Below are 14,915 nucleotides of genomic sequence, written 5' to 3'. Positions count from 1 at the left end.
CGGCCGGAACCCGCATGCATCCCAGCCAGGCCGCCACTGCCCAAACCGCCGCCGCCATCCTGCGTGGCGGTGGCATCGTTGCCCACCCCACCGAAGCGGTCTGGGGCCTGGGCTGCGATCCGCTGGATGAAGCGGCCACCCTGCGCCTGCTCGCGCTCAAGCAGCGCGAGGTGGGCAAGGGCCTGATCCTGGTAGCCGGAACGCGCCAGCAGATCGACGCCTTCATCGATTGGGACGCACTGCCCGCCGACCGGCGCAAAGCCGTCACCTCCAGCTGGCCCGGCCCGCACACCTGGGTTGTTCCGGCCAGCGCCGCAGTGCCGACATGGATCCGCGGCGACCACGCCGGCGTCGCCGTCCGGGTCAGCGCGCATCCGCCGGTCATCGCCCTGTGCGCGGCCTTCGGCGGCCCCATCGTATCGACCAGCGCCAACGTGGCCGGGGCTCCCCCGCCTGGACGCCTGGCCGAACTGTCAGCGCAGATCCGCGCGGGCGTGGACGCGGTGCTCGCCGGGGACACCGGCGGGCTGGAAAGCCCGACTGCCATTCGCGATGCGCTGACCGGCGCCATCCTGCGCTGAGCGCAGTGGGGCGCACCCGGGGACCGGAGGCAGTCCTTTTTTTCCGCCGGTACCTGAACGAAGTCACTGATCGGGCATCTCCAGCTTTAACCCGCAGCCACAACAGCGCATGATCGGGGCATGCGAACGCTGATGTTGCCGCTCCTGCTCCTCATCGGAGCCGCTGCGCCGGCTGCGGAACCGGCGCCGGACGAAGTGCTCATCTACCGCTGCACCGACGCGCAGGGGCGGCTTGCCCTGCAGGACTTCCCCTGCGCCAATGGCGAAGAGCAGCAAGTGCGGACCATGATCCGGCCGCAGGATCCACCGCCCCCGCCTCCATCGGCCAATCCGCCAACCGCGGCTTCGTCCGCGCCCGCGGTTGATACCCCAGCCGAAACCATCGTGCGCGTCCCGGCACGCCCCATGTACGAGTGCGTCACTGCTGACGGCGAGCGCTACCTCAGCGACGACGGCGACGGCAATCCGCGCCCCGCACCCGTCTGGGGCTGGGGCGCTCCCCACGCAGGCCCGGCACCCGGCGTGCCGCCCGGCCCGCGGAGCGCCGGCGAGCGGCGCGCTGCCGGCATCGCCTCGCCTGGAATGAGCACCTCCCCCGGCCCCAGCCTGACCGCACCTGCCCCCCGGCCCGGCACTGCCCCGCCGCCGCGTCCGCGGCCGCCCCGGCATGGCCATCCCTTCTACGGTACCGGCGGCAGCGACGGCTGGATCCGCGATACATGCCATCCACTGCCCCAGAACCAGGTGTGCACCCTGCTGGGCAGCCGTCGCACGGAGATCCGCCGGCGCATCTTCAACGCCCAGCCGACCGAGCGCGCCGCGCTGAGGGAAGAAGACCGTGACATCACCGCACGTCTCAACCAGGACTGCGGCATTCAATGAGCCGGGCCTTATTGCTGCTGGCGGCGCTGCTGGCGGCGTCCTCCGCCGCGGCCGCTCCAGCGACCATCTACCAATGCACTGAGCCGGACGGCACCATCACCGTCCAGAACTCCCCTTGCCCCGAAGGCCAGCCGCAACGCATCCGGATCGTGGACGTTCCGCCACCGGTGACGCTGCAGCCGCCGCATGTGCAACCCCGCACCCTGAAGCCGACCGCGCTGCCGCAACTGCACGCCGCATCCGCCGCTGCACCGGAGGAGCTGGTTGAACGCGGGCCGCCCCCGGCGCTGTTCCACTGCACCCGTTACGACAACACCCGCTACCTGCAGGAGAGCGAAGAACCCGAAACAAACTGCCGGCCGATGGAAACCGTCGGCATCGGCGGCGTTCCCGGCATCGGGGCCGGCATGGCCTGCGAACGGGTGCGGGACGAATGCGATCCCGTGCCCGATGAAGCCCTGTGCCAGGCCTGGGAAACCCGGCTGCGGGAAACCGAATTCCGCTGGCAGTTTTCCACCGACCGGCGCGACTCGCGGGCCCTGCGCTCCGAGTACGAGCAGCTTTCCGCCATCTACGCCGCAAGCACCTGCGCTGCCGACGACTGAGCAGGGCTGGCTGAGGAACCAGGCCTGCAGCGATATCGTGCGCAGGCACAGCGTCTGTCGTACCCTGAGTGCCCGGCTGGAGTACCCGTTCATGTACACGCATCTTCTGCTGCCCACCGACGGCTCGGCGCTGTCCAACCATGCCATCGACCACGGCGTGGCCCTGGCCGCCAAGCTCGGGGCCGCGGTCACCATCTTGACCGTGGTCGAGCCGTTTCAGGCGTTCAACCTGTCCGCGGAACTCATGGCCGATGTGCTTGAGAACTACGAGAAAAGCGCGCAGCAAAATGCCAACCGGCTGCTGCAGGCCGCCGCGGACAGGGCCCGCGCCGCCGGCGTCGAGGCCAACACACTCCTGGGCCGCGGCGAACATCCGCACACCACCATCATCCAGACCGCGGACGACGCCGGCTGCGACCTGATCGTGATGGCCTCGCACGGACGTCGCGGTGTCAGCGCCCTGCTGATGGGAAGCGAAACCCAGAAGGTCCTGACCCACTCCACCATCCCGGTGCTGGTGATCCGCCACAAAGCCTGACGCCCTGGTTTGACGTCCTGTCCTGATGCCATGTCCCGCCGGCGCCTGTCGCCGCACCCTTCGGAGAGATCTGATGTACCGTCACCTGCTGCTTCCGACCGACGGTTCACCGCTGTCCAGTCACGCGGTCGAACAGGGCCTTGAACTCGCCACCAGCCTCGGCGCACGGGTCACCATCCTGACCGTGGTGGAGCCGTTCTACACCTTCGCCGCCGAGCCGGAACACTTCGGGGAGACCCGCGAACGTTACGAGAAGCACGCCCGGCAGGCCGCGCACGCCATTCTTGACAGCGCCATGGACAAAGCCCGGGCCAGGGGCGTGGATGCGCAGATGAAGCTGGTCGGCAGCGAACACCCCGACCAGGCCATCATCAGCACCGCCACCACCCGCGAGTGCGACCTGATCGCCATGGCCTCGCATGGTCGGCGCGGCGTCAACGCCCTGCTGCTGGGCAGCGTCACCCAGAAGGTCCTCACCCACTCCCGGCTCCCGGTCCTGGTGCTGCGTCCCGCGAGCTGAGCCGCCGCGGCCGCTGCAAGGCGGCTCCGGTGCGTGTCAGAACCCGTAGCGCAGGAAACCGCCGTCCACCGCGATGCACTCGCCGGTGACGTAGCTGGATGCCGGCAGGCACAGGAATGCCACCGCGGCGGCCACTTCCTCCGGCTCGCCGATCCGGTCCATTGGAGTGCTCAGCAGCACCTCGTCCAGGTAATCAGGGTCCGCCAGTGCGCCTGATGTGCGCCGGGTGCGGATATACCAGGGCGCCACCGCGTTCACCCGCACGCCTTCCGCAGCCCACTCCACCGCCAGGTTGCGGGTCATCTGGTGCAGCGCGGCCTTGCTCATGCCGTAGGGTGCACCGGTGCGGACATGAGTCAGGCCGGCGACGCTGCCCACGTTGACGATGCACGAGCCCGGGTGCTGGGTCAGCAATGGAAAGGCGTAGCGCGACAGCTCGAAGGCGCTGAACAGGTTGACCTCGAAGATCTCCCGCCACTCGTCCTCGGCATACTCGGTGGCCCGCCGCGACCGGTTGCCGCCGGCGTTGTTGACCAGGATGTTGAGCCCTTCGCCCTGGTCCTCCACCCAGTCCAGGATCTCGCGGCGCTGCTCATCGTCGGCCACGTCGCCGATCAATGCCTGCACCTCGCCCTGCGGGAACTCGTCCAGCAGCTCATCGCGCGCCAGCTCAAGCGCGTTGCCATCGCGCGCCACGATCACCACCCGGGCGCCGAAGCCCAGCAGTTCCCGCGCAATCGCGCGGCCGATACCGGCGCTGCCGCCGGTGACCAATGCAAGCTGCCCATCCAGGCGCCAGCGCTGCGGATCCATCTCTTCACTACCCCGACTGAAATGAGGTCGTAGGATAACTGTTGACCCGAACAGGAGCGGATCATGACCCGGACCCTCGCCCGGTTGCTGGCCGCGGCAGCGGTGCTGCTGTCGGCAGCCTGCTCACCTCCGCCGGAAGCCCCCCCGATCGACGAGCCACCGGAACCGCAGGCCACTGCGCTGCGCGACGCGATCCAGGCGCCATTGGATAAAGCCCACACGGTGGAAGACACGCTGCACCAGGCCGCCGACAGCCAGCGCAGGCAGATCGACGCGGCTGGCCTGTAGCCGGAAAAGAAAACGGCCACCGGTCGCCCGGTGGCCGTATGTTCCTGTGGTGTCAGTAAATCAGCGCATTTCGCAGAAGCAGTACGACATGGTGATGCCCGCCGGCCCGCGACTGTTGGCCAGGGCATTCTCGAACACCTGCATGTGCCGCTCCAGCTCCGGCACCGCCTTCACCATCAGCGAGCGCGCCAGCGCGCTGTCACCCAGCAGCATGGCACCCACCCGCGTGGAGGACATGCCCTCCAGGAACTGGGCGAAGGCCGACGGCGCCTTCTCCACGTAACGCACTCGGTAGTCGCCCTCTTCCAGCTCCGCCAGTCGCGCCGCTTCGGCCAGGGCATCACCCAGGCTTCCCAGTTCGTCGACCAGGCCGCGATCCAGCGCCTGCGAACCGCTCCATACCCGGCCGCGGGCCACCGCGTCGATCGCCTCGGGAGTGGTATCGCGCCCGGCCGCCACCTTGCCCACGAAGTCGGTGTAGATCTTCTCCACGCTGGACTGGATCAGACGGCCCACGTCGGGCTCCAGCGGACGGGTCGGATCAAACGCACCCGCCAGCGCAGTGGTGCCCACGCCGTCGGTGTGGATGCCGATCCGGTCCAGGCTGCGGGTGAAGTTGGGCAGCATGCCGAACACGCCGATGGATCCGGTGATGGTGGACGGATCGGCATAGATGCGGTCCGCGTTCATGCTGATCCAGTAGCCACCGGATGCGGCCACCGAACCCATCGACACCACGACCGGCTTGCCGGCGGCGGTGAGCGCCTGGATCTCGCGGTTGATCTGTTCGGAGGCATAGGCCGAGCCGCCGGGAGAGTTGACCCGCAGCACCACCGACTTGATGTGTTCGTCTTCCAGCGCTTCACGCAGCAGCGCCGCGGTGGATTCACCGCCGATGCTGCCCGGCGGGCGCTCGCCGTCGCTGATGCCGCCTTCGGCCACCACCACCGCCACCTGCGATTGGAGCGGGCTGAGGCGCGGGGCATCGCGATCCACGTGGGCAAGGTAATCTTCCAGCGACACGTTGCGGAACCCGCCCTGCGCGTCGTCGTCGGCCACCCCGCGCTCGGTCAACAGCTGCTCCACCTGCTGCCGGGTCAGCAATCCATCCACCAGACCCTGCTGCTCGGCGTATCGGGCGAAGTCGCCGCCCAGCGCGGCCACCCCGTCAGCCATACCGTCAATGCCCGCTTCCAGCTGGCCTGCGCTGAGTCCGCGCGCGGCGGCAATATCCGCCAGGTGGCGCTGCCACAGGTCGCTGAGCCAGTACAGATCGGCCTGCTTGGCCTCCGGCGAGGCGGCATTGAGGATGAAGGGCTCCACCGCCGACTTGAACTCGCCCACCTTGAATACGTGGATGTCCACGCTGAGCTTGTCCTGCAGCGCCTCACCAAAGTACGGACCGTAGCTGGCGAAGCCTTCCAGCATCACCATGCCGCCCATCGGGTCGGTATAGACCTCGTCGGCCTGCGCGGCCAGCAGGTAGCCGCCCTGGCTGTAGGCGGTGCCGTAGGCGATGACCTGCTTGCCCGAGTCGCGCAGACCGCGCAGCGCGGCAGCGACCTCGCGCAGGGTGGCGATACCCGCGCCCTGCAGTCCGTCCAGGTCCAGGTACACCCGCTCGATGCGCTCGTCTTCGCGGGCCGCCTCGATCGCCCGCAGGATGTCGCGCAGCTGCACCTGGACATTGCTGGAGTCACCCATCAGCCGCGCCAGCGCGCGCGATGCCGGATCGACGCTGTACTGCTCCACGATCGCCCCCTGGGGTGCGATCACCAGCGTGGTGCGGTCCATCAGCGGCGCGGTCTTGTCGCCTGAGGCCAGGATCGCCAGCACCATGAACAGCAGGGCGAAGAAGATCAGGTTGAAGATCAGGCGCCGGGTGAAGTTCATGGCGTCCCACACGCCCACTAATACGCGCGCGATAGGCCCGCGGCGGCGAGGTTCGTTCATATCGTTTGACTCTGGAGGCGACGGAAGCTGGTGACAGCTTAGCCTGCGCCCGGCTTGGAATCATGCGTCGGAGGTAACCCTGCCTGCGGTGGGATACGTGCGCTGCGGTGCAGGAAGCGGGTCCCGAGCAGCACCGCGGCCATGCTCAGGCCGGCGATCAGGCCGATCCACATGCCCCGTGGCCCCCAGCCCAGGCCCAGCCCAAGCCATGCCCCCACCGCCATGCCGACCGCCCAGTAGGAGATCGCCGCCAGCAGCATCGGCACCCGGGTGTCCTTGAGCCCGCGCAGGGCGCCGGCGGAGAGCACCTGGATGCCGTCGGGAAACTGGTAGACCGCGGCCAGCAGCAGCAGCGACGCGCCCAGCGCCGCCACACTGGCGTCATTGGTGTACAGGCCCGCCAGCAGGCTGCTTCCGGTCAGCAGCACGATCGCGCTGAAGGTCTGGGTAACCAGCACCACCGCCAGTCCGGCGAGGGCGGCGCGGCGCACTCCCTCCCGGCCCAGGCCGCTGCCGAACGCGTGGCCCACCCGCACCGTGGTGGCCTCGGCCACCGCAAACGGGACCATGAAGCACAGCCCGGACAGGTTGATCGCAATCTGGTGGGCCGCGGCCTCGATCTGCCCCAGCCGCCCGATCAGCAGCGAAGTGGCCACGAACAGCCCGCCCTCCATCGCCACCGTGATCCCGATCGGCAGGCCCACCCGCAGCAGTTCACCAATGTGCTTGCGGTCAGGCGGGTCGAAGCGCTCGAACAGCCGCAGCGATGCGAACCGGGGTGAGAACACGAGGTACAGGAAGAAGCTGATGGCCTGCGCCCACAGCACGATCGCCGAGGCCCAGCCAAGCCCGCCCGCCCCCATCTCCGGCACGCCCCAGCCTCCAAAGGTCAGCAGGAAGCCGGTGGGGATCAGCAGCAGCAGGCCACCGAACCCGAACACCATGGTGGGCAGGGTCCAATGCAGCCCGTCGCTGAGGTAGCGCATGCAGTAGTACAGGGCCAGCGCCGGCACGCCCCAACGGATACCGCGCAGGAACGCAACCGCCCCCGGCCGGATTTCCTCGGCGATGCCCATCGGCTCCAGCGCGTGCACTCCCACCGTCAGCAGGCCGAACAACAGCGCGCCGAGGATCACCGACAGCCACATCGCCTGGCGGAACACCGCGCCGATTTCCCCCCGGCGACCGCTGCCGTCCAGCTGCGACACCGTAGGCGGCAGCGCCATCAGCGTGCCCATCGGAATCATCAGCGGCAGCCAGAACATGGCCGTGCCCACCGAAACCGCGGCCAGGGTCGCCGTGCCGTGGCGCCCGGCAATCAGGCTGTCGACCAGACCGATCAGGCCGGTGGCCACATGGCCAACCATCAGCGGACCGGCAAGCACGGCGGTGGTGCGCAGTTCGCGGCCGAAGCGCGGCGCAGGAGGGGAATACGTAGGCATGACCCGGACTAGGGGCCGACCATCTGCCGCAGCCACGGGCCGCGGTTCTCCGCCGGCGTGGTCAGCAGCACGCGGCGCAGCTCCTCGCGCTCTCCGGGCGGCGTACGCTGGGCCAGCACGCCCAGGTCCTGGCGTTCGCGCTCATCCATCGACAGCAGCACCGCCAGCAGTTCCTCCTGCTGCGGCAGCGGAACCAGTGCGAACAACGGATGCAGCAGCGGCCAGTCCGGCCCCACGTCCGGGCCCAGTGCCCAGCCGTTGCGCTCGAAGCTATCCAATGCGGCAAAGGCGTCGGTCAGCGCCTGTTGGCGCTCTTCCGGCAGGGCCGCGTAGGCCGCTGCCGCGGCACGCAGCTTGGCCTGGGCCGCGGCGGGCAACCGGTTCCACGCCTGCCAGGCGTCGCGTCGCGCCCGACGCTCAGCCCGCGGCAGCGCATTCCAGTGTTCGGCGCGCTCGCGCAGCGCATTGCGGGCCGCTGGTGGCATGGCCTGCAGCTGCGCGTGGCGCCGGGCCAGTTGCTCACGTTCGGGGGCAGGCAGCCTCTGGCCGTATTTCTGCAAAGCCGGCGGCAGAGCCAACGCCGCCGGGGCCAACAGCAGCACGGACAGCAGCAGGACCGCTGCACGCATTGGCCGGTCAGGGCACATCATTGAACCCTTCTTCGCCGGCGCCTTCGACGTCGGCTGGCGTTTCTTCCCGCTGCTCGCGCACCACATCGTCCTGCGGCAACCCTTCGATCTGGTGCACCAGCCAGGCATGGAAGGCCGGGGCGCGCATGGCTGCGTCCTGAGGCTCGTCGGCCAGGAGTTCGAAATCCGGGTGGGTCAGCAGCGCCAGATCCCCTTCCAGGGCGCCACCCGGCTTGGCCCCGGGCGCAAGCGCTTCACTGAGGATGCGGTCCGGACCACCGTCACGCCCGCCCGCCTGGCCCGCCAGCCGGGGGACCGCGGCTACAGCAACCAGGGTGGCCACCACGACCAGAGCCAGTGCCGGCCACAGCCAGCGCGCGCGCTCCGGCTGCGGACGTTCCCGCTGCGAAGCGGCATCGCGGGGCGGCGGTGCCGGCGCCCACTCCACACCCTGCAGCGCGGCTTCCCGCAGCTGTGCCAGTTCTTCCAGCCGCTGCGGAGAAATATCCCGCACCGCCTGCTGCGCAGCTGCGCCCAGTTCCTGCCAGGCAAGGTCATCGCCGCGACCGTCCTCGCTCCTGGGCAGCGCCCGTCGCAATGCCATGCGGTACGTGGGCCGGGCAACTCCCAGCGCAGCAGCGGCGTCCGCTTCGGAAACGTGCGCGACCAGCCGCAGCAGCAGCGCCGCCCGCGGCCCGCGACCGGCCTGGGCAAGGGCCTGGAACTCACCGGGCCAGCGCCCGCCGGTCTCAGCCTCGCGCAGCTGCGGGACTGCCAACAGCATTGTCCAGAACCGCCGCGGCCAGTCGCCAAAAGCGGTTCGGGCAGCTACAGCGCGAAAAGCGGCCATTGTCTCGGCAAGCGCCGCCGTCCCGGCAGCCTGGTCGCCAGCCTGCAGATGCGCGAACACCGCCGCCCGGCGTTCAACGCCACGCAGGAACGCGGACAAGGCGGGGGAGACCGCGGCTGGTTCTTTCACGGGCGGGACGGGCATCGGATCGGGTTCATCAGCACGCGCATCATAGCTGTGGCGCGCCCACGGCGGTGGCTTGACTTTTAACCGCTGGGCGCTCCCTCCCGCCGCCCCTGCGAAAAATGTTGTGCACAGCGGCTGCGAAAACCCGACAACCACGCCACAGGAGCCGCCTTCACTCGATGTTGCGGAAATGTTTCACGGCCAACTGGTTGATTTTAAAGGTAAAACAGCGCATGGCGAATTTTGCGCCAAGTTCAGGAAAGCGGCATGTGTGAAGGCCCAAATGACCGAAAGTGGGCAACCATGCACAGACTTATCCACAGGCCGTGTGGATAACGAGAGAATCCCCTTTGCCGTCGCGCACTTGCAGCTGAAACGTGAGGGGGTTCACAGGTTTGGCCTGCAACTCAACCTCTCCCCCACGTATGCGCTTCCCTGTCACTCGCTGCGGATGCCGGATCCGCCTCGGATCCGCCGGTGGCGTGCCGGACCAACGCGCCCCAGGAACGAACGCTTGCTTCCAGGCTTGACAAAAACCGGTTGTGCACAGCACTCACGCCGTCATCACCAACCCGAACGGACTTCCGGCGCGGATCCAGGCTGCAGGAATGTTTCACGGCCAAGCCATTGAATTCAAACGGGAAGCATGCGGTGGCTCATTTTTCACCAAGTTCAGCAAAGCCGCATGAATGAAGGCCCAAACGATACGAAGCGACCACCCATGCACAGACTTATCCACAAGAAATGTGGATAAGGGCAAATCCCCTTTGCCGGCAAGCACTTGCAGGAAAAAGGGCTCGAGCAGGGATTTGACGCTCGACCCCGGGTCCCTTGGGGAGGTCACTCGCTCATGCCCAGGCCTGTGGACCACACAAAACGACATCTTGGGTTCGCCGGTCGGGAAGGTCCGTCACCGACCATTCCAGGACTTGACAAAACCGGTTGTGCACAGGAATCACGAAACCGTCATCTACCCGATCGGGCTGGGAGCTCGGCCCAATGTTGCGGGAATGTTTCACGGCCAAGCCATTGAATTCCAATAGAAAAGAGGGGCTGGCGAATTTTTGGCCAAGTTCAGCAAAGCCGCATGGGTACTGGCCCAAACGAGCGCAACCGGACACCCATGCACAGACTTATCCACAGCAGATGTGGATAACGAAAAATCTCCTTTGCCGACCGGCACTTGCAGATGAAAAGTGGCTGAACGCAAAAAAACCCCCGGCTGCAAATCCGTCCCGCTCACGCGCAGCGCTCTCCCCGGGCGGCACAGCCCCTAGACTTGCATCCATGCCCTCCACCCTTCTGACCGTTCTGCAGGTTGCCCTGCCGGTTCCGCTCCCGCGCCTGTTCGACTACCTGCCGCCCGACGGCCATGCCGCGTCGCCGCAGGACGTGGGCCGGCGGATACGGGTGCCGTTTGGACAGCGTGAGCTGGTGGGGATCGTTGAGGGAAGCGGGCCGGCCGACATCGACGCCAAGGGGCTGCGCCAAGCCCTGGCCTGGTTGGAGCCGGACCCGCTGCTGGCCGGTGAGCTGCACGCCTCCACCCGCTGGCTCGCGCGCTACACCCATGCACCGGCCGGCGAGGTACTGGCCACCGCCCTGCCGGCCACCCTGCGCCGTGGCGAGCCGCTGCCCGACACCCACGAGTGGGCCTGGCGGCTGACCGAAGCCGGGGCTTCGGGCGTGCCCGGCATGCGCCAGGGCCGCCCGCGCCGTCTCGCCGAGCTGCTGGAAAGCAGCACGCGCAATGAAACCGCGCTTGACGACCTGCTACCCGGCTGGCGCCCTGCGGCCCGCACCCTGTCCGAACGGGGCCTGGCCGAACGCATTGCCATTCCCGCCTCGCAGCTGGCCCCGGATCCGCAGCCTGGACCGGAGCCCAACTCCGAGCAGGCCGAGGCGATCGCCGCCATCCAGGCCAGCGCGGCGGGCTTCGTGCCATTGCTGCTGGACGGGGTGACCGGCAGCGGCAAGACCGAGGTGTACCTGCAGGCCATCTCCGACTGCCTGGCACGCGGTCGCCAGGCCTTGGTGCTGGTTCCAGAGATCGGGCTGACCCCGCAGCTGCTCGGGCGCTTCCGCGCGCGCCTGGGCGTGCCGGTGCACGCCAGCCATTCGGGGTTGAGCGATGCCGAACGGGCGCGGGTGTGGGCCGCCGCCTGGCGCGGCGAGGCGCGGGTGATCGTAGGCACCCGCTCGGCGGTATTCACGCCGCTGCCGCAGGCCGGGCTGATCGTGATCGACGAGGAGCACGACGGCAGCTACAAGCAGCAGGACGGGTTCCGCTACCACGCCCGCGATTTCGCCCTGGTGCGCGCCAAGGCGCTGGCCGTGCCCATCGTGCTGGGCAGCGCCACCCCTTCGCTGGAAACCCTGCACAACGCGCGCAGCGGCCGCTACGTGCACCTGCGACTGAGCCGGCGCGCGGGCAGCGGCCGGCCCCCGCCGGTGCGGGTGCTGGACGTGCGCAAGCGGCCGCTGGAGGCGGGCATGTCGGCCGAACTGCTGGAAGCGGTGGACCGGGCGCTGGCCGTCGGCGGCCAGGTGCTGGTGTTCCGCAACCGGCGCGGCTATGCCCCCGTGCTGATGTGCCACGACTGCGGCTGGAGCGCCGGCTGCCCGCGCTGCTCCAGCCCCGATCAGAACCGGCCGATGACCGTGCACGCGCACGGCCGCCGGCTGCAGTGCCACCACTGCGGCCACCGTCGCCCGGCCCCGCTGGCCTGTCCGGACTGCGCAGGACTCGGCCTGCAACCGCAGGGGATCGGCACCGAACGACTGGAGGAGTTGCTGATCCAGCGTTATCCCGATCACCCGGTGCTGCGCATCGACCGCGGCAGCACACGTCGGCGCGACGCGCTGGAGCGCCTGTTCGCCGAGCTGGGCGACCGCCCCGGCATCCTGGTCGGCACCCAGATGCTGGCCAAGGGGCACGATCTGGCCGGCCTGACCCTGGTGACGGTGGTCGGCATCGACGAGGGCCTGTTCTCGGCGGATTTTCGCGCTTCGGAAAAGCTCGCCCAGCTGTTGATCCAGGTGGCTGGCCGCGCCGGGCGCGCGGAGCGGGCTGGCGAAGTGGTGCTGCAGACCCACCATCCCGATCATCCGCTGCTGGATACCCTGATCCACGGTGGCTATCACGCTTTCGCCGAAACCGAGCTGGAGCAGCGCGAAGCGGCCGGTTTCCCGCCGTTCGCGCACCTGGCCATGCTGCGTGCCGAGTCCAAGCACGCCGAGCCACCGATGGCCTTCCTGCACGCGGCCCGGCGCGCCGTGGCCGCCTGGCAAGGCCAGAGCGGCACCGGGCCAACTGCACCCGGCGTGGAGATCAACGGTCCGATGCCGGCCCCAATGGCCCGTCGCGCGGGCCAGTACCGTGCCCAGCTGCTGCTCTCCGCCCCGCAGCGCGCGCCCCTGCACTCGGCACTACGCGCCGTGGTTCCGGAACTCCATGCATTGCCCGAAGCACGCAAGGTGCGTTGGTCCCTGGATGTGGATCCGATCGACCTCTACTGATGCCCGGCCTCATCGGTGCCGGCGGCCATGTACCGGGCTTAGTCCCGTTCGCACGACGGACCTCAGTAGGAGCGCGCCATGCGCGCGAAACCGCGTGACACCTGGCGGTGGTCGAGGCTCCGGCCAGGTCATCCCGACCGACGCCCCTCTGCGATGCGACATTCACGCGGCTTCGCGCGCGTGGCGCGCTCCCACCGGATCAAGGCACCTGGACTACACCTGCCCGGGCCCGGGCTTGGGCTTGGGCGGTGGGACCGGACTCAGGTTGCTGCGGTCTTCTTGCGCGTGCCCTTGGTGCGAGCCTTCGCCTTGGGCTTTTCGCGGATCTCCACCAGCTGGCCCTCACGGCGCAGCTCGAACAGTCCCGTCGCTTCAAACAGCGCGCTGAGGTTGCGGTAACCGTGGTTGCGCTCGTCGAACGAGGTGTGGTTGCGGATGTGGCTGCCGACCACGCCCAGGTGCGCCCAGCCGGAATCATCCGAGGTGGCCGATACCGCGTTGCGCAGCAGGTGGATCAGCCTGGCGTCGCGCTGCAGCTCCGAGCTCGACTTCGGCCTGGACTCGGCCGCCTTGCCATCGTCATCGGCGGCGTCCAGCTTCTCCAGGTACAGGAAGGTCGAGCAGGCGTTGACGAACGGCTTGGGCGTCTTTTCCTCGCCGAAGCCGAACACGCGCATGTTCTGATTGCGTAGGCGCATCACCAGCGGGGTGAAGTCGGCGTCGCTGGACACAATCGCGAAGCCGTCCAGGTTACCGGTGTACAGCAGGTCCATGGCGTCGATGAGCATCGCCATGTCGGAGGCGTTCTTGCGCGCGGTGTAGGCGAACTGCTGCACCGGCTGGATGGCATAGGTATGCAGGCAGTCCTCCCAGCTTTTCAGGTGCGGGCTCTTCCAGTTGCCATAGGCGCGGCGCACGTTGGCCACGCCGTGGCGGGCCAGCTCGGTGAGGATCGGCTCGATCCTGCTTGCCGGCGCATTGTCGGCGTCGATCAGCAGGGCGATGCGCAGTTCGGTGTCGGCCATGTGGGTCCCGGTTCCTTTGCCAGGCCCCAGCGTAGCGCCCCCGGTAGGAGCGCGCCATGCGCGCGAAGCCGCGTGACGCCTGCTCCCTACGCGGGCGGGCCGACGGGCGGGGTGAGACAATGGGGGCCGATTTCGTCCGGAGCGTTCGTCCATGCCGAACCAGCTTGAACAACTGCGCGGCCTGTCCGCCGTGGTCGCCGACACCGGTGACATCGAGGCCATCGCCCGCTTCCGGCCGATGGACGCCACCACCAATCCGTCGCTGCTGCTCAAGGCCGCCTCGCTGCCGGCCTACGCGCACTTCATCGACGACGCCGTGGCCAAGGCAACCGGTGGTGATGATGCACGCGTGGCCGACGCCTGCGACCGCCTGGCGGTGGCGATCGGCGGCGAGATCCTCAAGCTGGTTCCCGGTCGTGTCTCCACCGAGGTGGATGCGCGCCTGAGCTTCGATACCGAAGCCACCGTAGCCAAGGCCAGGCGCCTGGTGGAGCTGTATGCCAAAGCCGGCATCGGCACCGACCGGCTGCTGATCAAGATCGCTTCCACATGGGAAGGCATCCGCGCTGCCGAACAGCTGGAGCGCGAAGGCATCCACTGCAACCTGACCCTGCTGTTCTCCTTCGCCCAGGCCGTGGCCTGCGCCGAAGCCGGGGTGTTCCTGATTTCGCCCTTCGTTGGTCGCATCCTCGACTGGCACCTGGCCAGCGGTGACCAGCCGCCGGCCACGCCACAGGACGATCCCGGCGTGCAGTCGGTGCAGCGCATCTGGAACTGGTACAAGCGCCACGGCTACGAAACGGTGGTGATGGGCGCAAGCTTCCGCAATACCGGGCAGGTGCTGGCGCTGGCCGGCTGCGACCGGCTGACGATTTCACCGGAGCTGCTGGGCGAGCTGGAGTCCTCGGACGCGACGGTCGAGTGTGGCCTGGTGGATGACGGTGAACGTGCCGAGCCACCCACGGCACTGGACGAGGCCGCGTTCCGCTGGCAGCACAACGAAGATGCCATGGCCACCGAGAAGCTGGCCGACGGCATCCGCCGCTTTGCCGCCGACCAGCGCAAGCTGGAGGAGATGCTGGCCCAGCGCCTGCGCTGACTGGTTGCAGGAGCGCACCATGGCGTGGCGGCTCCGTCTTTGGGT

General features: G+C 68.6%; 14 protein-coding genes. 8 read left to right on the top strand and 6 right to left on the bottom strand.

The window, feature by feature from the left end; all coding sequences use genetic code 11:
• Nucleotides 1–14: 14 nt before the first annotated feature.
• From ACW7G3_RS06735 to ACW7G3_RS06715, 5 genes are all read left to right on the top strand, one after another.
• Nucleotides 15–581, top strand: a complete 567-nt coding sequence (locus tag ACW7G3_RS06735) for a Sua5/YciO/YrdC/YwlC family protein (RefSeq protein WP_456976392.1) — start codon at nt 15–17, stop codon at nt 579–581.
• Nucleotides 582–701: 120 nt separating this feature from the next.
• Nucleotides 702–1,463: a hypothetical protein gene (locus tag ACW7G3_RS06730; protein WP_456981902.1), complete on the top strand. Its 762-nt coding sequence runs from the start codon at nt 702–704 to the stop codon at nt 1,461–1,463.
• A complete protein-coding gene (locus ACW7G3_RS06725) occupies nt 1,460–2,068 on the top strand; it encodes a DUF4124 domain-containing protein (RefSeq protein WP_456981900.1) in 609 nt (202 codons plus the stop codon). The genes ACW7G3_RS06730 and ACW7G3_RS06725 overlap by 4 nt, the downstream gene beginning before the upstream one ends.
• Nucleotides 2,069–2,159: 91 nt before the next feature.
• Nucleotides 2,160–2,606, top strand: coding sequence for a universal stress protein (locus ACW7G3_RS06720; protein ID WP_456981899.1), 447 nt, complete (start codon nt 2,160–2,162; stop codon nt 2,604–2,606).
• Nucleotides 2,607–2,679: 73 nt separating this feature from the next.
• Nucleotides 2,680–3,126 carry a universal stress protein gene (locus ACW7G3_RS06715; RefSeq protein ID WP_456981897.1) on the top strand — a complete coding sequence of 149 codons (447 nt, stop codon included), beginning with the start codon at nt 2,680–2,682 and terminating at the stop codon, nt 3,124–3,126.
• Nucleotides 3,127–3,162: 36 nt separating this feature from the next.
• Here the strand turns inward: ACW7G3_RS06715 and ACW7G3_RS06710 are convergent, their stop codons facing one another.
• The gene (locus ACW7G3_RS06710) at nt 3,163–3,939 is read right to left on the bottom strand and encodes an SDR family oxidoreductase (RefSeq protein WP_456976382.1); all 777 of its coding nucleotides are present in this window, start codon (nt 3,937–3,939) and stop codon (nt 3,163–3,165) included.
• 63 nt (nt 3,940–4,002) lie between these two features.
• On the opposite strand from ACW7G3_RS06710, the gene ACW7G3_RS06705 reads away from it, so the two are divergent.
• Entirely contained in the window at nt 4,003–4,227 is a 225-nt protein-coding gene (locus tag ACW7G3_RS06705; protein WP_456981895.1) for a hypothetical protein, read from the top strand.
• A gap of 60 nt (nt 4,228–4,287) precedes the next feature.
• Here the strand turns inward: ACW7G3_RS06705 and sppA are convergent, their stop codons facing one another.
• From sppA to ACW7G3_RS06685, 4 genes are read right to left on the bottom strand one after another with little or no spacing between them, the layout of a single operon-like run.
• Nucleotides 4,288–6,180, bottom strand: a complete 1,893-nt coding sequence (sppA, locus tag ACW7G3_RS06700; RefSeq protein ID WP_456981893.1) for a signal peptide peptidase SppA — start codon at nt 6,178–6,180, stop codon at nt 4,288–4,290.
• 38 nt (nt 6,181–6,218) lie between these two features.
• Nucleotides 6,219–7,622, bottom strand: coding sequence for an MATE family efflux transporter (locus ACW7G3_RS06695; protein WP_456981891.1), 1,404 nt, complete (start codon nt 7,620–7,622; stop codon nt 6,219–6,221).
• 8 nt (nt 7,623–7,630) lie between these two features.
• Complete coding sequence (locus ACW7G3_RS06690; RefSeq protein WP_456981889.1) at nt 7,631–8,251, bottom strand: DUF3106 domain-containing protein; 621 nt, start codon at nt 8,249–8,251, stop codon at nt 7,631–7,633.
• Between the two features lie 7 nt (nt 8,252–8,258).
• Nucleotides 8,259–9,230 carry a hypothetical protein gene (locus tag ACW7G3_RS06685; protein WP_456981887.1) on the bottom strand — a complete coding sequence of 324 codons (972 nt, stop codon included), beginning with the start codon at nt 9,228–9,230 and terminating at the stop codon, nt 8,259–8,261.
• Nucleotides 9,231–10,514: 1,284 nt separating this feature from the next.
• On the opposite strand from ACW7G3_RS06685, the gene ACW7G3_RS06680 reads away from it, so the two are divergent.
• Entirely contained in the window at nt 10,515–12,746 is a 2,232-nt protein-coding gene (locus ACW7G3_RS06680) for a primosomal protein N' (RefSeq protein ID WP_456981885.1), read from the top strand.
• Between the two features lie 260 nt (nt 12,747–13,006).
• Here ACW7G3_RS06680 and ACW7G3_RS06675 read toward each other — a convergent pair whose 3' ends face one another.
• Nucleotides 13,007–13,771 carry an NYN domain-containing protein gene (locus ACW7G3_RS06675; RefSeq protein ID WP_456976368.1) on the bottom strand — a complete coding sequence of 255 codons (765 nt, stop codon included), beginning with the start codon at nt 13,769–13,771 and terminating at the stop codon, nt 13,007–13,009.
• Between the two features lie 151 nt (nt 13,772–13,922).
• Here ACW7G3_RS06675 and tal point away from each other — a divergent pair, with 151 nt between their 5' ends.
• On the top strand, nt 13,923–14,870 hold the full coding sequence (gene tal / locus ACW7G3_RS06670) for a transaldolase (protein ID WP_456981883.1): 948 nt from the start codon (nt 13,923–13,925) through the stop codon (nt 14,868–14,870).
• Nucleotides 14,871–14,915: the final 45 nt, after the last annotated feature.

This window comes from Luteimonas sp. A478, from assembly GCF_054052025.1.
This window is presented reverse-complemented; position numbering and strand designations above follow the sequence as displayed.